Origin of the sequence: Microbacterium insulae (assembly GCF_042677065.1) — a bacterium.
GTDB classification, from domain to species: Bacteria; Actinomycetota; Actinomycetes; order Actinomycetales; family Microbacteriaceae; genus Microbacterium; species Microbacterium insulae.
The window spans coordinates 1073744-1092045 of sequence record NZ_JBHTII010000001.1 but is presented as its reverse complement, the minus strand read 5'-3'; the positions used below and the strand labels follow the sequence as shown (position 1 = coordinate 1092045).

Below are 18302 nucleotides of genomic sequence, written 5' to 3'. Positions count from 1 at the left end.
ATAGCCCGTTACGAGCGCCCTCTCGGCAAGCTTGGCGCGGCGCGGTCAGGCGGTGAGCCAGACGGCGGTCGCGGCGGCCTCGGGGAGGGCGACGTCGGAGCCGCCGATCCGGAGGGTTCCGGCATCCGTCACCGTCGCCTCGGCGCCGACCGCCACCCCCGCGGCCTCCACGGCCCGCAGCAGCTCGGCATCGCGGTCGCTCACGCGCAGCACCCGCCCGACGTGGCCCGGCGCTGCCGCAGCGAGCAGGACGAAGGGCTCGCGATGCACACGGCCGGCGGCATCGGGGATCGCATCGCCGTGCGGATCGAAGCGCGGACGGCCGAGCCGTTCGTCGATGCGCTCCAGCAGCCGGTCGCTGATCGCGTGCTCGAGGACCTCCGCTTCGTCGTGCACCTCGTCCCACGCGTAGCCGAACTCCCGGACCAGCCATGTCTCGATGAGCCGGTGCCGTCGGATGATGGCCGCCGCACGGCGCTCCCCTTCGTCGCTGAGCGCGATGGGCCCGTAAGGCCGGTGCGTGACGAGCCCCTGCGCGGCGAGCTTCTGCACCATCTCGGTGACGCTGGACGGCGCGAGGCCGAGTTCGGCCGCCAGGTTCGACGGCGTGATGCGCTCCGTCTGCCACTCGGTGTGGTGGTAGATGGTCTTCAGGTAGTCGTCGACGGCGGGGGACGGCACCGCCCCAGGCTACCGGCAGGACGTCACGACCCCGTGAGCACCAGCCACAGCAGGATCGCGTTGAGCGCGATGAGGAAGACGGATGCCGCGATCCCGGCGGCCGTCGTCAGCGCCCGGTTGCGGAATCTGCCGAGCACCTCGGTCTTCGCCGTGACGGCCACGAGGGGGATGAGGGCGAAGGGGATCCCGAACGACAGCACCACCTGGCTCAGGACGAGTGCGAGGGTGGGATCGACGCCGGCGGCGAGGATCACCAGCGCGGGGACGAGCGTCACGAGGCGCCGGGCGATGAGCGGCACGCGGATGTGCAGCAGGCCGTGCATGATCTCTGCACCCGCATAGGCGCCGACGGAAGTCGACGCGAGCCCGCTCGCCAGCAGGCCGACGGCGAAGAGCGTCGCGACGGCCGGGCCGAGTCCTGCGTCGAGGGCGGCGTACGCGCCCTCCAGGGTGTCGGTGCCGGGAACGCCGGCGAGGTTCGCGGCAGCGAGCAGCAGGATGCAGAGGTTCACGGTGCCGGCGATGAGCATCGCGATCGTGACATCCCACTTCGTGGCCCGCAGGAGACGTGCGGTGGTGATGCCGCGCAGCTGCTCGAGCGGCGCCGCCACGCGCGGGCCCGGCCCCTCGTCGGCGGACGGGATCGGTGCGGGCGCTCCGGTCGGGGCGAAGCGGTCGCGGGCGAGGGCGCTGTGCGCGTAGATCGCGTGCGGCATGATCGTGGCGCCGAGGATGGATGCCGCGAGCAGCACCGATCCGGAGTCCTCGAACCGCGGGACCAATCCAGCGACGACCCCGGCCGGGTCGGGCGGGGCGACGAACACTCCGTATGTGAACCCGATGGCGATGATCACGACCAGCCCGATGACGACGAACTCGAAGGTCTTCGCTCCTCGGCGGGACTGAATCAGCAGCAGCACGATCGACACCGTCCCGGTGATGAGCCCGCCCCACAGCAGAGGCACGCCGAACAGCAGGTTGAGTGCGACAGCGCCGCCGATGACCTCGGCGATGTCGGTCGCCATCGCGACGAGCTCGGCCTGCAGCCAGTACGCGCGCCGTGCCCAGGGGTTGCGGATGCGGGTGCCCAGCGTCTCGGGCAGGCTCCGGCCCGTGACGATGCCGAGCTTCGCCGACAGGTACTGGATGAGCCAGGCCATGACATTGCCGATCACGACCACCCACACCAGGAGGTAGCCGTACACCGCGCCGGCCGTCATGTTGCTGGCGACGTTGCCCGGGTCGAGGTAGGCGACGCCGGCGACGAGCGCCGGGCCGATCAGCCAGGCGGCGCGGGGGAGGGTGGTCGCAGCATCCCTCTTCTTCGGCCGGGCTGCGGTGGAACTTTTCGGCATACCGAAACCATAGCGAGTTTTCGGCACGCCGAAAGACTCGTCATCGAGAAAAAAGCGAGGAGATTTCGGCCGATTCGTCGTCAGTTCCCCCTCGGCCTCGGCGCTTTTCCTTGTTCTGGGCGACTGAGGCGATCCACGCCCCGGCGGTACCCTGGCCGGGTGACCGACCCGACTCCCGGCGACCCTGTCCTCCCGCATGGGGTGGGCCCGTGGCCCGGCGGCCCGGACGGCTGGCCTGACGACCCGCGGTACGACCCGGAGCTCCTCGCTCACGGCGACTCGCGCAACGTCGTCGACGCGTACCGCTACTGGACGATGGATGCGATCGTCGACGACCTCGACCGCCGACGCCACGGCTTCCACGTCGCCATCGAGAACTGGCAGCACGACATGAACATCGGGTCGATCGTGCGCAGCGCGAACGCGTTCCTCGCCGCTGAGGTCCACATCGTGGGGAGGCGCCGGTGGAACCGCCGCGGGGCGATGGTCACCGACCGCTACCAGCACGTGCGCCACCACGAGTCCGTTGCCGCCTTCCGGGAGTGGGCGGATGCCGCATCCCTCCCGATCCTCGCGATCGACAACGTCGACGGCTCGGTGCCGCTGGATCGCGCCGACCTCCCCGAGCGGTGCGTGCTGCTGTTCGGGCAGGAGGGGCCGGGTCTGTCGCCTGAGGCGCTGGCCGCGGCATCCACCGTCATCGAGATCACGCAGTACGGGTCGACCCGCTCGATCAACGCCAGCGCCGCCGGCGCCGTGGTGATGTACGAGTGGTGCCGTCGCTGGGCGTGAGACCGAGGTCGCGGCGGGTCAGGCGGGGATCGTCGTCCACGCCGAACCGCGGACACGCCACCCCAGCGTGAACAGCCGGGCGAGCATGTAGACCCCGAAGAACGCCACGGCGAGCCACGCCAGGCCCGCCGCCCCGGGCGGGTGCACGAACGACACGAGCGCGAGTGCCGGAAGGTACGGGACGAGGTTGAGGGCCCCGGCGATCGCCAGGTACTTCGCATCGCCCGCGCCGATCAGGACGCCGTCGAGGACGAACACCACTCCGCACACCGGCTGCGCGACTGCGAGCACGATGAGCGCCGGCTGCACGAGCGCGGCGATCGCCGGGTCGCCGGTGAAGACGAGGCCGATGACACCCGAGAACCCGCCGATCAGCACGCCCACGATCACGCCGAACCAGACTCCCCAGGCCACCGTGCGCGCCAGCACCCGCCGCACGAGCGGGCGGTCGTCGGCCCCCAGCCCCTTGCCGATGAGCGCCTGCGCCGCGATCGCGAGCGCGTCGAGGGCGAACGCCGCGGTCGAGAAGATCGTGAAGGCGACCTGCCAGCCCGCGAGCTCATCGGTGCCGAGCGACGTCGCGACGGCGACCGTCGCCAGCAGCGCGACACGCAGCGACACCGTGCGCAGGAAGAGCCAGCCACCCGAGCGCGCGGATCCGCGCACGCCCTCGCGTTGTGGGCGGAGGGATGCCTCGTGCCGCCGCGCGAGCCGACCCACCACGACGACGTACGCGGCGACCATCCCCCACTGGGCGGCGACCGTTCCGACCGCCGATCCGGCGATGCCCCACCCGAACCCGTAGATGAAGAGCCAGTTGAGCAGGGCGTTCGCGCCGAAGCCGAGGCCCGCGATCCACAGCGGAGTGACGGTGTCCTGCATTCCGCGCAGCAGTCCGGTCGCGGCGAACACGATGAGCATCGCCGGCAGGCCCCACATCGACAGGCCGAGGTAGATCTCGGCCTGCTCCGCGACGACCGGAGTCGCGCCGAAGAGACCCACCAGTGCGGGGGTCGCGAACCATCCGGCGAGGGCGAGCACCGTGCCGAGCACCAGCGCGAGCCAGAGCCCGTCGATCCCCACCGACACCGCCCGCGAGGGATCGCCCGCGCCGTAGCGGCGCGCGACGGCAGGCGTCGTGGAGTACGCGAGGAACACCATCAGCCCGACGATCGTCTGGAGCACGGCCGACGCGATGCCGAGGCCCGCGAGCGGCACCACGCCGAGGTGGCCGACCAGCGCGGAGTCCACGATCAGGAAGAGGGGCTCGGCGATGAGCGCGCCGAGCGCGGGGACGGCGAGCCGGAGGATGTCGCGGTTCAGCGTCTGGGGCCTGCTCGTCACCCCTCGAGCCTAGGCGCGGGCGCCGACGTCGGCCGGGCCGCCGGGTGCCGGCGGATGCCGCGCGGCGCTTCGGGCTGCAGTTTCCGGCGGGCGCTGCGTCGAGTTGCGCAGCCTCGGCAGGAAACTGCAGCGCGGGCGCCGAAACCGCCCGGGTGCCGGGGTCGGGTCGCGGCCCCGATCAGACGGACCTTGCCCCCCTGTCGGAGTCGCCGCCTATCCTGGACGCATGACCGACTCCCCCCGCTCCGGTCTCGCGCTCGATGAGCTCAGCGCCGAGATCCGCCCGCAGGACGACCTCTTCCGCCACGTCAACGGCGCGTGGCTGGACCGCACCGACATCCCCGAAGACAAGGCCAGGTGGGGTTCGTTCCACCTCATCGCCGAGCAGGCCGAGAAGGACGTCCACGCGATCGTCGAGGAGTCGCAGTCCGCCGAGCCCGGCACCGAGGCGCGCAAGATCGGCGACCTGTTCACGAGCTTCATGGACACCGCGCGGATCGCCGAACTCGGCGCGGCGCCGCTTCGCGATCAGCTCGCCCGCGTCGATGCCGTGGACAGCATCCCGGCGTTCCTGCGCACCGTCGGCGAGCTGGAGCGCGACGGCGTGGCCGGGCTCGTGCACCTGTACATCGAGCCCGACCCGGGCAACCCGCAGCGCTACGTCCCGTTCTTCATCCAGGGCGGGCTGTCACTGCCCGACGAGAGCTATTACCGTCTCGACAACTTCGAGGCCACGCGCACGGCCTACCGCGCGCACGTGCAGAAGATGCTCGAGCTGGCGGGCGTGACGGATGCCGCGGCCGCCGCCGACCGCATCTTCGCGCTCGAGACCGAGCTCGCCACGCACCACTGGGACAACGTCAAGAGCCGTGACGCGGTCGCGACCTACAACCTCAAGAGCTGGGACGAGGTGCAGGCGCTCGCCGGCGTCGATCTCACGCCGTGGCTCGAGGGCGTCGCGCCCTCTCATTCCTCCGCCTTCGCCGAGGTCAACGTCTACCAGCCCAGCTTCGTCGAAGGACTCGGCTCGCTGCTGAGCGAGGAGCGTCTCGAGGACTGGAAGGCGTGGCTGCGGTGGTCGATCGTCCACGGCGCCGCCGCCTTCCTGTCCGACGAGTTCGTCGACGAGAACTTCGCCTTCTATGGCACGCAGCTCACGGGCGTCCCGGTCAACCGCGAGCGCTGGAAGCGCGGCGTGAGCCTCGCCGAGGCCGCGCTCGGCGAGGCGATCGGCAAGGTCTACGTCGAGCGCCACTTCCCGCCGACCGCGAAAGCGGAGATGGACGAGCTGGTCGCGAATCTCATCGAGGCCTACCGGCAGTCGATCACGAACCTCGAGTGGATGAGTCCCGCGACGCGCGAGCGCGCGCTCGCCAAGCTCGACGCCTTCACACCGAAGATCGGCTACCCGGTGAAGTGGAAGGACTACACCTCCCTCGAGATCGACGCCGCCGACCTGATCGGCAACGTCCGCCGTGCCCATGTGTGGGAGCACGACCGGCAGCTCGACAAGGTCGGGGGGCCCATCGACCGCGATGAGTGGTACATGACGCCGCAGACCGTCAACGCGTATTACAACCCGCTGATGAACGAGATCGTCTTCCCGGCGGCGATCCTGCAGTATCCGTTCTTCGACGCCGACCGCGACGCGGCAGCCAACTACGGCGGCATCGGGGCCGTGATCGGCCACGAGATCGGGCACGGCTTCGACGATCAGGGCAGCCGGTTCGACGGCGACGGTTCGCTGCGCGACTGGTGGACCGACGACGACCGCACGGCGTTCGAGGAGCGCACGAAGAGCCTCATCGCCCAGTACGACGCCCTCACGCCGGAGGGCCTCGGCGACGACTACAAGGTCAACGGGGCGCTCACGATCGGCGAGAACATCGGCGACCTGGGCGGACTCGGCATCGCCCTCAAGGCGTACGAGCTCTCGCTGGGCGGCGAGGAGGCCCCGGTGATCGACGGCTACACCGGTGTGCAGCGGCTGCTGCTGAGCTGGGGCCAGATCTGGCAGCAGAAGGGGCGGGATGCCGAGACCATCCGCCTGCTCACGATCGACCCGCACTCGCCGAACGAGTTCCGCTGCAACCAGATCGTGCGCAACATCGACGCGTTCTACGACGCGTTCGAGGTGACCGAGTCCGACGCGCTGTGGCTGGATCAGGAGCAGCGCGTCACCATCTGGTGAGATAGTCCTGTGCGCGTCCCTGGGGGCGCGCGCTCCCACCCGAATCCACTGGAAGGAACCCCGTGGGCACTGAGCCCAGAAGGGATGCCGAGTCGCTGCGGGGGTCGCGACGGAGCACCAGCAGAAGACCGCCGAGGAGGGCGGCGGTCGGACGCCGATCGTTCACGTCGACGCTGAAGGCGCTCGACGACCTCGCCGCGTCCGGAGCGAAGGTCTCGGTGCGCATCACCGACCTCGACCGCGGCAACTCAGTGCTCGCGGGCGACGACTTCGTCACCCTGCCCGTCGCCGGTCTCGGGGTCGTGCCGCTGCTCGTCGAGGTCGCGGCGGGGTTCGAGGAGGGGACGCTCGATCCGCTCGAGATCTTCGACCGCGAGGGCCTCGAGCCGGTCACCGTCGGCGGCGTGTGGCAGCACCTCAAGGCGCCCGCGCTTCCGCTCTCCGACCTCGCGGTGCTCACCGCAGCCACGGGCGACGCGCTCGCCGCGAACGCGCTGCTGTCGAGGGTGGGCCTCCCCGCGGTCCGCGCGCGCATCGAGCAGCTCGGCCTCGCGCGCTCGGCCCTGCTCGATCGCTTCCGCGACGTCCGCGGGCCCGATGACGCCCCGCACTTCGCGCTCGGCTCCGCGCGCGAACTGTCCGAGGTGTTCGGCGCGCTGGTCAACTCGAAGGTGGTCTCACCGGGCGTGAGCGCCCAGGTGGCCGAGTGGCTGAGCTTCAATCAGGACCTGTCGCTGGTCGCATCGGCGACCGGGCTGGACCCGTTCTCGCACGAGAACGACGAGCACGGCATGCTCTTCATCAACAAGACCGGCCGGGACAGCGGCATCCGTGTCGAGGCCGGCGTGCTCGCCGGACCCCGCGCGGGTGTCTCCTACGCACTGATCGTGTGCTTCGACGACCTGTCGATCATGCACCGGATGCGGGCGCACGAGGCCTTCCGCACGCTCGGCATGGAGCTCATGGAGTACGTCTTCTAGGCAGCTGAACCGCCTCACAGAGCGGTGAGCTCGACCCTGCGCAGCGCGCCGTCGTCGACCACGGCGGTCATCATCGTGTGCACCGGCTGCCGGCGCCGGTCGGTCGGCGAGCCCGGGTTCAGCAGGCGCATTCCGCGGGGCGTGACGGTGTCCCACGGGATGTGGCTGTGGCCGAACACGAGCACGTCGGTGTCGGGGAAGGCCAGGTCCATTCGCGCCTCGCGCCGCTTCGCGTCCCCGGTCTCGTGGACGACGGCGAACCGCACGCCGTCGATCACCCGGTGCGCGACCTCGGGCAGCCGGGCCCGCAGCTCGGGTCCGTCGTTGTTGCCGTACACGCCGAGGACCGGCCCGTGCGTCCGGAGGTCGTCGAGGACGGATGCCGCGACCCAGTCGCCCGCGTGGATCACCAGGTCCGCAGCATCCGCCGCCCGCCGCACGGCCGCCGGGAGTGACCGTGCGCGCCCGGGGATATGCGTGTCGGAGATGAGCAGCAGCCGTGCGGTCATGTCGCGGTACTGCCGGCGCCGGCCCCTCCTGGACGCGGGGTCCGCAACACGGCCACCGTCGTGATCGCGAGGACCACGATCCCGATCGACTCGAGGATCACCGTCTCGGGGACGAGGGCGTAGTCCCACTCCGTCCGGATGCCGAACAGCCCGACGGTGAGCGCGAGCACGAGGGCGCCGAGGGTGGCGATGAGGAACAGCAGGCCGAGGACGGTCGCGAGCTGCAGCATCCGTCCCCGCAGGGCCACCACTCCGATCGCGAGCACCAGACCGGCGACGAAGTTGAGCGTGAACATCACGCCCAGCACGCCGCCGGTGCCGGTGAAGACCATGAAGAGATGGATGCCGCCGGCAGCCAGCAGCGCCAGGGCGCTGAGGATGCGCAGGACCCAGAGGGTGCGCGAGACGTTCATGGGGTGGTCCTCGCCTTCGTCGAATGAACCCCGCCTGCGCGGGAGGCCGCGCGCCGTCTGCGCACGAACAGCCAGAGCACGTCGCGTCCGAACGACTCGAGCAGCAGCGCGAGGGCGAACACGACGATCCCGAGGTCCGTGACCCCGGGGAGCAGGCCGGATGCCGCGGCCACCAGCGCGATGCCCGCCACCGCGGTGACGACCTTGCGCCAGTACCGGGGCGGCAGGGTGGCGCGCATCCAGGGCAGCGCCCAGCCGGCGGCGACGAACGCGTAGCGCAGCACGCCGATCGTGAGGACCCACCAACCGAGGTCCTGGGCGACGTAGGCGCTCAGCGCGAGGAGCAGGAAGGCGTCGACCTCCATGTCGAACCTCGCCCCGAGCGCGGTCTCGGTCCGGGTGCGCCGCGCCAGCCAGCCGTCGACCGCATCCAGGATCAGCGCGGTCGTCGTCAGCGCCACCAGCAGCGGCGCCGGGATAGGGTCGGTGAACGACGTCGCCACAAGGGCGGTCACGAGAGCGGTCAGGGTCGACCGGGCCGCGGTGACGGCATTGGGCCAGCCGAAGGATTCCGCCTCTGCTCGGCGCAACCCCCTGGCGAGGAGGACGCCCGACACGACAAGGTAGGCGGAGCCGGTGATCCAGCCGGCGGCCGACAGCGCGGCGACGCCGTTCACGACGAGCAGCCCGGCCACCCCTGCCAGCGCGGACAGGAGAGGAGCGAGATGAACCATCGACATGGGGAGCATCGTTTCTCCGTCATGGATACCACCGGTCGGGCCGGTCCGGGGCAGGATTCCGTCCGATCCGGCGGGATGGCACCCTGATGCGCGCGACGGCTTTCTGGGTCGACGCACCCTCGCGCGGGGCGTTGCGCGAGATCGAGACCGCCGAGCCGGGACCGGATCAGGTCGCGGTGCGCACGCTCGTCACGGGCATCAGCCGGGGGACCGAGTCGCTGGTTTTCCGCGGCGAGGTGCCGGCCGGTGAGCGCGAGCGGATGCGCGCGCCGTTCCAGGAGGGGGACTTCCCGGGACCGGTCAAGTACGGCTATCTCAACGTCGGCGTGGTGGAGCGCGGGCCGGGTTCGCTGATCGGACGCACGGTCTTCACGCTCTACCCGCACCAGTCCGCGTTCGTCGTCCCGGAAGCCGCTGTCGCCGTCGTGCCCGACGGGGTGCCGCCCCGGCGTGCGGTGCTGGCGGGCGCGGTCGAGACCGCCGTGAACGTGCTGTGGGATGCCGCGCCCCTCGTCGGCGACCGGATCACCGTCATCGGGGCCGGCATGATCGGGTGCGCCGTCGCCCGGCTCGCCCGCGCGCTGCCGGGCACGGAGGTCGTGCTCGTCGACGTCGACGCCGCGCGCGCCGACGTCGCGGCGGCGCTCGGCGTCGCCTTCGCCCACCCGAGCGACGCGCCGGGGGACCGCGACCTGGTGATCGACACGAGCGGGTCCGGCGACGGGCTCCAGCTCGCGATCGAGACCGCCGCCACCGAGGGCGAGATCGTGGAGGCGAGCTGGTTCGGCGATCGGTCCGTCGAGCTGAGGCTCGGCGGGGCGTTCCACTCGCGCCGGCTGAGCATTCGTTCGAGCCAGGTGGGCATGGTCGCCCCGCGCCGTCGCGGCACGCGCTCGACGCGCGACCGCCTCGATCTCGCGCTGGGGCTGCTGCGCGATCCGGCCTTCGATCACCTGCTGACCGCAGAGTCCTCGTGGCGCCGCCTGCCCGAGGTGATGTCCGCCATCGCGGACGGGTCCTCGCCGGGACTGTGCCACACGATCGACTGGAGCGACGCATGACCTTCTCCCTCACCGTCCGCGACCACCTGATGATCGCCCACAGCCTGCGCGGCGAGTCGTTCGGGCCGGCTCAGCGGCTGCACGGCGCCACGTACGTCGTGGACGCGTCGTTCCGCGCCGCCGCCCTGAACGACGACGGCGTGGTCGTCGACATCGGGCGGGCGGGAGAGGTGCTGCGCGGCATCCTGTCTCCGCTGTCGTACCGCAACCTCGACGAGGTGCCCGACCTCGCCGGCGTGAACACGACCACGGAGCGCCTGTGCCAGATCATCGCCGAACGGCTCGCCGCCGCCGCGCGGGACGGGGCGCTCGGCGACGTGCGGCTGTCGGGCATCGAGGTCACGCTGCACGAGTCCCACATCGCGTGGGCCTCGTTCGAGGTCGGCCTGTGACGAGACGGATGCTGTGGTTCGCGGTCCCCGAGGGGATCGACGATCCCGCGCGCGTGAGCGGCGGCAACCTCTTCGACCTTCGCGTCGCCGACGCCCTGCGCGCCCTCGGCTGGGACGTGCGACTCCGGCCATGCGGCGGAGACGCGACGCTCGCCGACGTGCTCGCGAGCGCACCCCCGGGCGCCGTCGTGCTCGTGGACAGCCTCGTCGCCGTCCGTTGGCCGGACCCGCTCGCCGCCGGCGCGGTCGCCGGAACCACTCAGAGCGGCGCCCGCGTCGCGGTTCTGGCCCACATGGTGGTCGCCGCATTCGAGAGCGCCGACGGCGCCGACGTCGAGGCCGAACGCCGCGCGCTCGCGCACGCCGACCTCGTGCTCGCCACGAGCGCGTGGGCGCGCGACGAGCTCATCGCGCGCGGACTGGTCCCCGCGGCGCGGGTCGTGGTCGCCCCGCCCGGCGCGGACGGTGCCCTCGTGGAGGCCCGCACGTCGGACGGCACGTCGCTGCTGTGCGTCGGCGTCGTCGCGCCGCACAAGGGTCAGGACCTGCTCGTGGACGCGCTCGCCGCCGCGCGCGGCGCGTGGACGTGCACGGTCGCGGGGTCCGTCGCCGTCGATCCGGGGTTCGCGGAGCGGGTCCTCGCACGCGCCGACGCCGCGGGGATCTCCGACCGGATCACGTGGGCGGGCGTCGTCGGACGCCGCGCGCTCGAGGCGCTGTACGCCCGCACCGACCTGCTCGTTGCGCCGTCGCGCACCGAGAGCTACGGGATGGCGGCCGCCGAAGCGCTGCGCCGCGGCATCCCCGTCCTCGCCTCCCGTGTCGGCGGCTTGCCGGAGGCGGTGGGACCGGCGGGCGGCATCCTCGTCCCGCCCACGGCGGAGGGGCTGGGGACCGCGCTCCACCGGTGGATCACCGACCCCGGGCTGCGCGACGCGCTCACGCGCGACGCCCGGCGCGAGGCCCCGCGGCGACCGACCTGGCACGACACCGCGGCCGCCGTCGACGCCGCTCTGCGGGGGCTGACGTGAGCGCCGTGATCCCCGTCTCCGCAGACTGGCTGACGCTGCGCGAGCCGGCGGATGCCGCGGCCCGGTCGCTCCCGCTGGCCCGCCGCGCGGCGAGCCTCGTGCCGGCGCCCGCGATCGTGCACGACCTCGGCAGCGGCACCGGATCGATGATGCGCTGGCTCGCTCCCCTGCTGCCGCCGCCGCAGACCTGGGTGCTGCACGACTGGAACCCGTCGCTGCTCGCACGCGCCGCCGCGACGCCGCCGCCGGGCGTGGACGCGGTGCGCACGCGCGTGGGTCACCTGGAGCACCTGGACCGCGCGGACATCGCCGGCGCGCACCTCGTCGTGACGTCGGCGCTGCTGGATGTCCTGTCGAGCGACGAGGTCGAGGCGATCGTCGACGCGTGCGTCGCCGTCGGTGCGCCCGCCCTCTTCGCGCTGAGCGTCGACGGCGTCGTGACGTTCGATCCGGTCGACCCGGGCGACGTCGTCCTCGCCGCGGCCTTCAACGACCACCAGCGTCGCCTCGCCGGAGGGCGGCGGCTGCTCGGTCCGGAGGCGGCGACCCTGGCGGCCGAGCTCTTCCGCTCCGCGGGATGGACGGTGGAGACGGATGCCTCGCCCTGGCGTCTCGGCAGCGATCACGGTCCGCTCATCGCCGAGTGGCTCGACGGCTGGCTGGCGGCGGCCGTCGAGGAGCGGCCCGCGCTGACGGAGTGGGCGCGGGAGTACGCGCAGGTGCGCTCGTCGCAGGTCGCCGCCGGGCGACTGCGCGTCGAGGTGCAGCACCGCGACCTGCTGGCGTGGCCGTCATGACGGCGCCGACGGTGAGTCGAGCGGGCGCGAATCCCCGCCGCGGGAGCGGCCGGGTCCTCGCCCGCGCCCTCTCGGCGAGCAAGGGGTGGCGCCTAGTGGCCAAGCCGCTCGCCGGGGCGATCGTGGTGGCCGCCGTCGTTGCGGCGGTCGGAGCGGAGCCGTTCGTGCGCGGACTCGCTGCGATCTCGGTGCCGGCGATCGCGGCGGCGCTGCTGCTCGCGGCGATCGCGACGTGCGCGGCCGCGTGGCGCTGGAGGATCGTCGCGGGCCGCGTGGGCCTCGGCCTGGGCGCCGCCGAGGCGATCGCCGCGTACTACCGCTCGCAGTTCCTCAACACCGTGCTCCCCGGCGGCATCGTCGGCGATGTGCACCGTGCCGTCGCGCACGGGCGGGACGTCGCCGCCGTGCCGCAGGCCGCGCGGGCGGTCGCGGCGGAGCGGACGGCGGGGCAGGCGGTGCAGCTCGTGCTCGCCGTCGCCGTGCTCGCGGCGATCGGCGTCTCCGCGGCCGGACCCGCGCTCGCGGTGCTCGGGGTGGTCGCGGCGCTCGCCGGCGTCGCGGCCGTGGTCTGCGCCGTCAGCCGGCGAGCCCGCGCCGCACTCGCGCGCGAGGCGGCCATGCTGCGCGTCGCCTTCTCGTCGTGGCGAGCGGTGCTCGCGGTGGTCGCGGCATCCGTCCTCGTCCTCGCCGCACACGTCGCGACCTTCGTCGTCGCGTGCCTCGCGGTCGGTGTCACGGCCTCACCCGACCGCCTCGCGACAGCGGCCATCGTCGCCGTGCTGGCGTCGGCGATCCCGTTCAGCCTGGGCGGCTGGGGTCCGCGCGAGGGCGCCGCCGCGTGGGCGTTCGCCGCCGTCGGGCTCGGTGCCGCCGCGGGTGTCGCAGCGGCCACGGCCTACGGCGTGCTGGTCATGATCGCCCTCACCCCCGGGGCCGTCGTAGCCGCGGCGTCCGTCCTGCGGCGACGCCGCGCGGAGGTGACGTCGTGACCCGCCCGTACGTGACGCTGAGCTGCGCGATGTCGTTGGACGGCTACCTCGACACCGAGACCCCGCGGCGCCTCGCGATGTCGAACGCCGCGGACTTCGACCGCGTCGACCAGCTGCGTGCCGACAGTGACGCGATCATGGTCGGCGCCTCCACCGTGCGCCGGGACGATCCGCGCCTGCTCGTACGCAGCGAGGCGAGACGGATGCTGCGCCGCGACGCCGGCCGCGCGGAGACGCCCGTGAAGGTCACGGTGACCAAGACCGGGGAGCTGCCGACGGACGCGGCCTTCTTCGTGCTCGGCGACGTCGAGAAGATCGTCTACTGCCCCCGCGACGAGGCGGTGCGGATCACGCGGGCGCTCGGCGGCGTCGCGACCGTCGTGCCCCTCGCCGACCGAGTGACGATGGCGGCCGTCGCCGACGACCTCGCCGGGCGCGGCATCCACCGCCTCATGGTCGAGGGCGGCGGACGCATGCACACGCAGTTCCTCGTCGAGGATGTCGCCGACGAGCTGCAGCTCGTGATCGCGCCGTTCTTCGTGGGCGAGTCGCAGGCGCCCCGGTTCGTCGGGGAGGGGCGCTTCCCGTGGAACGCCTCGCGCCGCGCGCGCCTGACGGAGACACGCCCGATCGGCGACGTCGTGCTGCTGCGGTACGCGCTGTCGGATCGCTTCGACACGCATGCCGCGCGGCTCGCCGAGCCCCAGGGACCCCCGGACGGTGAGCAGCCGGTCTGATCCGCCCTTCACGGGAGGGGCGGGCGAGCCGAGCCGGGGCGGAGCGCGTCGTGCCGCCGTGACGACGGCTGCGGTGGCGGCGCTCGTCGTTCTGCCCCTCGTGCCGGGCGTGCTCGGCGGCGGGGGAGCGGCGGCCCTCGTCGGCCTCCCGGTGGAGTCGATCGTCGCGGTGCTGCTCGTGCTCACCGTCGCGGCCCGTCTGTCTCGAGGACTCGCGGCGGCCGCCTTCGGATGCGTCGTCGTCGCAGCTCTTCTCGCCGGGGCCCTGGACGCGGTGTTTCGCGCGACGATCGACCGGCCGTTCAACCCGGCCGACGACGGCCGGGCCGTGCTCGACGGGTACGGCGTCGTCGCGGACGCGCTGGGACCGCTCGGCGCGGCGTCGGCGGCGTTGCTCGCGCTCGTGCTCGTCGCGGCCGCGGCGGCGGGTCTCGCGCTCGCCGCGCTCCGCACGGGCGCGGTCGCGCGCGCTCATCCCCGCGGGAGGGTGGCCGTCGCTGGGGTCGCGGTGGCGTGGATCGCGCTCGCCGTGGTGGGCGCCCACTCCGCGCAGGGTGCGCCCCTCGCGGCCGCACGGTCGGGCGGCGAGCTCGCCGAGACGACCGAGCGCGCCCTCGCGAGCGTGCGGGAGCTCGCGGCGTTCGACCGCGAGGTGCGGGGGGACACGCTCGCGGCCGACCCCGGCTTCGCGGCGCTGCGGGGGAAGGACGTCGTTCTCGTCTTCGTCGAGAGCTACGGCCGGGTGTCGCTCGAGGACGCACCGTTCACCTCGCGCATCCGCCAGACCCTCGCCCAGGGCGAGACCGATCTCGCGCGTGCCGGATACGACGGCCGCAGCGCGTTCCTCACGTCCCCGACGTTCGGCGGCGTGAGCTGGCTCGCGCACGCGACGCTGCAGGCGGGGGTCTGGGTCGACTCGCCGCAGAAGTACGCGCGGCTGCTCGACGGCGAGCGGGCCACGCTGAGCGGCCTCTTCGGTGCGGCCGGCTGGCACACGATGTCGGTCGTGCCGTCGAACGGACGGGACTGGGACGAGGGGCGCGCCTTCTACGGCTTCGACACCATGCTCGACGCGCGCACCATGGGCTACCGCGGCCCGGCGTTCGGATACGCGCGCATGCCCGACCAGTACACGTGGCGCGTGTTCCACGACCGCCGATCGGACGTGCCGGGTCCGGTCATGGCCGAGATCGACCTCGTGTCATCGCACACGCCCTGGACTCCGCTGCCCGAGCTCGTGCCGTGGTCGCAGCTCGGCGACGGCCGGGTCTTCGCGTCACACGCCGCCGCGGGCCCCTCGGCGGCCGAGGTGTGGGGCGACCCCGCCCGCGTGCGCGAGCTGTACGGTGCATCGATCGCCTATTCGCTCGAGGCGACGTTCTCCTACCTCGAGACGTTCGGCCGGCGCGACCTCGTCGTGGTGCTCGTCGGCGACCACCAGCCGGCGCCCATCGTCAGCGGGACGGATGCCTCGCACGACGTCCCCGTGACGATCATCGCGCAGGACCCCGCCGTGCTCGACGCGGTCGAGGAGTGGGGATGGGAACGAGGCATCCACCCATCGGCGTCGGCGCCGGTGTGGCGCATGGACGAGTTCCGCGACCGGTTCGTCGCCGCCTTCGGCGGGTGAGCGTCAGAACACGATCGTGTGGTTGCCGTGGCGGATGACGCGGTCCTGCGCGTGCCACAGGACGGCGCGCGAGAGGACCTGGCGCTCGACGTCGGAGCCGCGACGCACGAGCTCCTCGACGCTGTCGCCGTGGGTGACTCGGACGGTGTCCTGCTCGATGATCGGGCCCTCGTCCAGGTCGTCGGTGACGTAGTGCGAGGTCGCGCCGATGAGCTTGACGCCGCGCTCCTTGGCCTTCTTGTACGGCTCCGCGCCGATGAAGGCGGGCAGGAACGAGTGGTGGATGTTGATCACGGGAACGGCGAGCTTCGCGAGGAAGTCCGCCGACAGGATCTGCATGTACCGGGCGAGCACCACGAAGTCGACGTTGCCCGCGAGCAGCTTCAGGATCTCGGCCTCGGACGCCGACTTGTCGGGGCCGGCCACGGACGGCACGTGGAAGAACGGCACCCCGAACGAGCGCACGTCGTCGGCCGCCGTCGTGTGGTTCGAGATCACCATCGGGATCGTCACGGGAAGGTCGCCGCGGCGGTGGCGCCACAGCAGATCGAGCAGGCAGTGGTCCTGCTTGGAGGCGAGGATCGCCATGCGCTTGGGCACGGACTGATCGGTGATCGACCACTGCAGGTCGAACCCCTCGCCGAGCGTGCGTGCGAGGTCGGTCTCGATCTCGGGGAGCGCCGCCGCGAGGTCGGGCCGGTGGAACACCACGCGCTGGAAGTACGCGCCGCCGGTCGGGTCGTCCGAGTACTGGTCGAACGCGACGATGTTGCCGTTGTTGCGGGTGATGAGCGCCGACACCGCCGCCACGATCCCCGGACGGTCGCTGCCGTGGACGATCAGGCAGGCGTGGTCGGGATGCAGGTGCGGGGAAGCGGCCATGCGTCGATTCTGCCCTGTCCTCGGCATCCGGCCCTGCCTTCGGCCTGCCGAGCACAGGAGAACTGCCCGGATCAGGACCGGGCGCCGGAGAACCGGCCTGATCTCGGCGGATCTCCTGAGCTCGGCAGAGCCCGCTAACGCACCCCGCGCATGAGCTTGAGCACGGGCTTGACCGAGACGAGCAGGCCGGCGCCGACGACGATGGCGAGCCCGCCGAGGATCGTGAAGTACGGGACCTCGTTCTCCTGGTCGTAGAAGCCCGCCACGATGCCCGACACCGACGTGCCCAGAGCGACCGACAGGAAGAACAGCGCCACCATCTGCGTGTGGAACTTGTCGGGTGCCAGCTTCGTCGTCACGGACAGCCCGATCGGCGACACGAGGAGCTCGGCGACGGTGAACACGAAGAGGATGCCGACCATCGCCAGGAGCGGCGTCGAGTTCGCGCCCCCTCCCGCGAACGGCAGGAACAGGAGGAACGCGCAGCCCATGAGGATCGTGCCGACGCCGAACTTCACGGGTGTCGAGGGCTGCCGGTCGCCGAGCTTGGTCCAGATCGCGGCGAAGACCCCGGACAGCACGATGATGAACACGGGGTTGATGGACTGCACCCACTCCGGGGGCATCGTCCACCCGAAGAAGGTGCGATCGAGCTTCGACTCGGAGTACACCGGCACGACGGTGAACTGCTGCTGGTACAGCGACCAGAAGGCCGTCGAGGTGATGAAGAGCGGGATGAAGCCGAAGACGCGCGAGCGCTCGTCGGCCGAGATGAGCCTGCTCGTGAGGATGACCGCGAAGTACGCGACGGCCGCGACGACGGTCACGATGGCGACGGATGCCGAGAGGTTGTCGGCGTTCACCACACCCGTGAGCACCAGCACGGCGAGCGCGGCGAGGCCGGCGATCGCCACGCCGATGACGACCGGATACCGCTTCTTCGGGAGGGGGTTGGGGATGACCCGGGACTGCGGGGGAAGGGACTTGCGGCCGAACGAGTACTGGAGCAGCCCGAGGCCCATTCCGATCGCCGCGACGAGGAAGGCCCAGTGGAAGCCGGCGATGTCGCGGACGGCGCCGGTGATGATCGGCCCGAAGAACGCGCCGAGGTTGATGCCCAGGTAGAAGAGCGAGAACCCGGCGTCCCGGCGCGGGTCCTTCGCCGAGTACAGCGTGCCGATGACCGAGGTCGCGTTCGCCTTGAGGCCGCCCGAGCCGAGCGCGACGAGGACGAGGCCCACGCCGACACCGGCGAAGCCCGGAAGCGCGGCGAGGGCCACGTGACCGGCCATGATCACGATGGCGCTGTAGAACAGCACCCGCTCCGAGCCCAGGAGGCGGTCGGCCAGCCAGGCGCCGAGGATCGTGCACAGGTACACCGTGCCGCCGTACGCCCCGATGATGCCGAGCGCCGTCGGCTGCGGCAGCCCCAGACCGCCCTCGCTGACCGAGAAGTAGAGGTAGAAGGTCATCACGACCTGCATGCCGTAGAAGCTGAAGCGCTCCCACATCTCGACGCCGAAGATGTGGGCGAGCGCCCACGGCTGGCCGAAGAACCGCGTGTCGTGGTCGCTGCCGTCGTCCGGTGCGGCTGTGCCGGCGTGGTCGGTGCCGCTGGCTTCGGCCGCCCGCGCACCGTGCGCCGTTCCCGCCTCGGCGGCTGCCGTCGCGCCGTCGGGAGGTCCGACCGGCACCTGCTCGCGCTCGTCGCGTTCGTCCATGGCTGCTCCCTCGCCGCGCTCGTGGGTGTCAGGCTAGCGTCCGGCTCCGCCCCGCGT

Annotated in this window: 18 protein-coding genes; 10 read left to right on the top strand and 8 right to left on the bottom strand. The window is 72.2% G+C overall.

Annotated elements, in window-relative coordinates:
- Positions 1–45 precede the first annotated feature (45 nt).
- Both ACFQ0P_RS05140 and ACFQ0P_RS05135 read right to left on the bottom strand, forming a co-directional pair.
- Positions 46–681, bottom strand: coding sequence for a metal-dependent transcriptional regulator (locus tag ACFQ0P_RS05140; protein WP_204981026.1), 636 nt, complete (start codon positions 679–681; stop codon positions 46–48).
- A gap of 23 nt (positions 682–704) precedes the next feature.
- Entirely contained in the window at positions 705–2036 is a 1332-nt protein-coding gene (locus tag ACFQ0P_RS05135; RefSeq protein WP_204981024.1) for an Nramp family divalent metal transporter, read from the bottom strand.
- Positions 2037–2195: 159 nt separating this feature from the next.
- On the opposite strand from ACFQ0P_RS05135, the gene ACFQ0P_RS05130 reads away from it, so the two are divergent.
- Positions 2196–2828 carry a TrmH family RNA methyltransferase gene (locus ACFQ0P_RS05130; protein WP_204981022.1) on the top strand — a complete coding sequence of 211 codons (633 nt, stop codon included), beginning with the start codon at positions 2196–2198 and terminating at the stop codon, positions 2826–2828.
- Positions 2829–2846: 18 nt separating this feature from the next.
- On the opposite strand, the gene ACFQ0P_RS05125 is transcribed toward ACFQ0P_RS05130, so the two are convergent.
- A complete protein-coding gene (locus tag ACFQ0P_RS05125) occupies positions 2847–4172 on the bottom strand; it encodes an MATE family efflux transporter (RefSeq protein WP_204981020.1) in 1326 nt (441 codons plus the stop codon).
- 226 nt (positions 4173–4398) lie between these two features.
- Here ACFQ0P_RS05125 and ACFQ0P_RS05120 point away from each other — a divergent pair, with 226 nt between their 5' ends.
- Both ACFQ0P_RS05120 and ACFQ0P_RS05115 read left to right on the top strand, forming a co-directional pair.
- Positions 4399–6363 carry a M13 family metallopeptidase gene (locus ACFQ0P_RS05120; protein WP_204981018.1) on the top strand — a complete coding sequence of 655 codons (1965 nt, stop codon included), beginning with the start codon at positions 4399–4401 and terminating at the stop codon, positions 6361–6363.
- Between the two features lie 62 nt (positions 6364–6425).
- Entirely contained in the window at positions 6426–7343 is a 918-nt protein-coding gene (locus ACFQ0P_RS05115) for a serine hydrolase (protein ID WP_378771533.1), read from the top strand.
- Between the two features lie 14 nt (positions 7344–7357).
- Here ACFQ0P_RS05115 and ACFQ0P_RS05110 read toward each other — a convergent pair whose 3' ends face one another.
- From ACFQ0P_RS05110 to ACFQ0P_RS05100, 3 genes are read right to left on the bottom strand one after another with little or no spacing between them, the layout of a single operon-like run.
- Positions 7358–7852 (bottom strand): metallophosphoesterase family protein, encoded by a 495-nt coding sequence (locus ACFQ0P_RS05110; RefSeq protein ID WP_204981016.1) that lies wholly within the window; start codon positions 7850–7852, stop codon positions 7358–7360.
- Positions 7849–8265, bottom strand: a complete 417-nt coding sequence (locus ACFQ0P_RS05105) for a hypothetical protein (RefSeq protein ID WP_204981014.1) — start codon at positions 8263–8265, stop codon at positions 7849–7851. The genes ACFQ0P_RS05110 and ACFQ0P_RS05105 overlap by 4 nt, the downstream gene beginning before the upstream one ends.
- A complete protein-coding gene (locus tag ACFQ0P_RS05100; RefSeq protein WP_204981011.1) occupies positions 8262–9005 on the bottom strand; it encodes a CDP-alcohol phosphatidyltransferase family protein in 744 nt (247 codons plus the stop codon). Before ACFQ0P_RS05100 ends, ACFQ0P_RS05105 begins: the two co-directional genes overlap by 4 nt.
- Positions 9006–9091: 86 nt before the next feature.
- Here ACFQ0P_RS05100 and ACFQ0P_RS05095 point away from each other — a divergent pair, with 86 nt between their 5' ends.
- Genes ACFQ0P_RS05095 through ACFQ0P_RS05065 form a run of 7 tightly spaced genes read left to right on the top strand, consistent with a single transcriptional unit; the run spans position 9092 to position 15642 of the window.
- Complete coding sequence (locus ACFQ0P_RS05095; RefSeq protein ID WP_204981009.1) at positions 9092–10066, top strand: zinc-dependent alcohol dehydrogenase; 975 nt, start codon at positions 9092–9094, stop codon at positions 10064–10066.
- Positions 10063–10458, top strand: coding sequence for a 6-pyruvoyl trahydropterin synthase family protein (locus ACFQ0P_RS05090; protein ID WP_204981007.1), 396 nt, complete (start codon positions 10063–10065; stop codon positions 10456–10458). Before ACFQ0P_RS05095 ends, ACFQ0P_RS05090 begins: the two co-directional genes overlap by 4 nt.
- Before the next feature lie 8 nt (positions 10459–10466).
- The gene (locus tag ACFQ0P_RS05085) at positions 10467–11489 is read left to right on the top strand and encodes a glycosyltransferase family 4 protein (RefSeq protein ID WP_378771531.1); all 1023 of its coding nucleotides are present in this window, start codon (positions 10467–10469) and stop codon (positions 11487–11489) included.
- Positions 11486–12286, top strand: coding sequence for a class I SAM-dependent methyltransferase (locus ACFQ0P_RS05080; protein WP_204981003.1), 801 nt, complete (start codon positions 11486–11488; stop codon positions 12284–12286). The genes ACFQ0P_RS05085 and ACFQ0P_RS05080 overlap by 4 nt, the downstream gene beginning before the upstream one ends.
- Positions 12283–13275 (top strand): lysylphosphatidylglycerol synthase domain-containing protein, encoded by a 993-nt coding sequence (locus tag ACFQ0P_RS05075; RefSeq protein ID WP_204981001.1) that lies wholly within the window; start codon positions 12283–12285, stop codon positions 13273–13275. The genes ACFQ0P_RS05080 and ACFQ0P_RS05075 overlap by 4 nt, the downstream gene beginning before the upstream one ends.
- On the top strand, positions 13272–14012 hold the full coding sequence (locus tag ACFQ0P_RS05070; protein ID WP_378771529.1) for a RibD family protein: 741 nt from the start codon (positions 13272–13274) through the stop codon (positions 14010–14012). The genes ACFQ0P_RS05075 and ACFQ0P_RS05070 overlap by 4 nt, the downstream gene beginning before the upstream one ends.
- Positions 14013–14070: 58 nt before the next feature.
- On the top strand, positions 14071–15642 hold the full coding sequence (locus tag ACFQ0P_RS05065; RefSeq protein WP_204980994.1) for a CDP-alcohol phosphatidyltransferase: 1572 nt from the start codon (positions 14071–14073) through the stop codon (positions 15640–15642).
- A gap of 3 nt (positions 15643–15645) precedes the next feature.
- Here the strand turns inward: ACFQ0P_RS05065 and purU are convergent, their stop codons facing one another.
- Both purU and ACFQ0P_RS05055 read right to left on the bottom strand, forming a co-directional pair.
- Positions 15646–16524, bottom strand: a complete 879-nt coding sequence (purU, locus tag ACFQ0P_RS05060; protein ID WP_204980992.1) for a formyltetrahydrofolate deformylase — start codon at positions 16522–16524, stop codon at positions 15646–15648.
- A gap of 134 nt (positions 16525–16658) precedes the next feature.
- Positions 16659–18245, bottom strand: a complete 1587-nt coding sequence (locus ACFQ0P_RS05055; RefSeq protein ID WP_204980990.1) for a peptide MFS transporter — start codon at positions 18243–18245, stop codon at positions 16659–16661.
- Between the last annotated feature and the right edge of the window lie 57 nt (positions 18246–18302).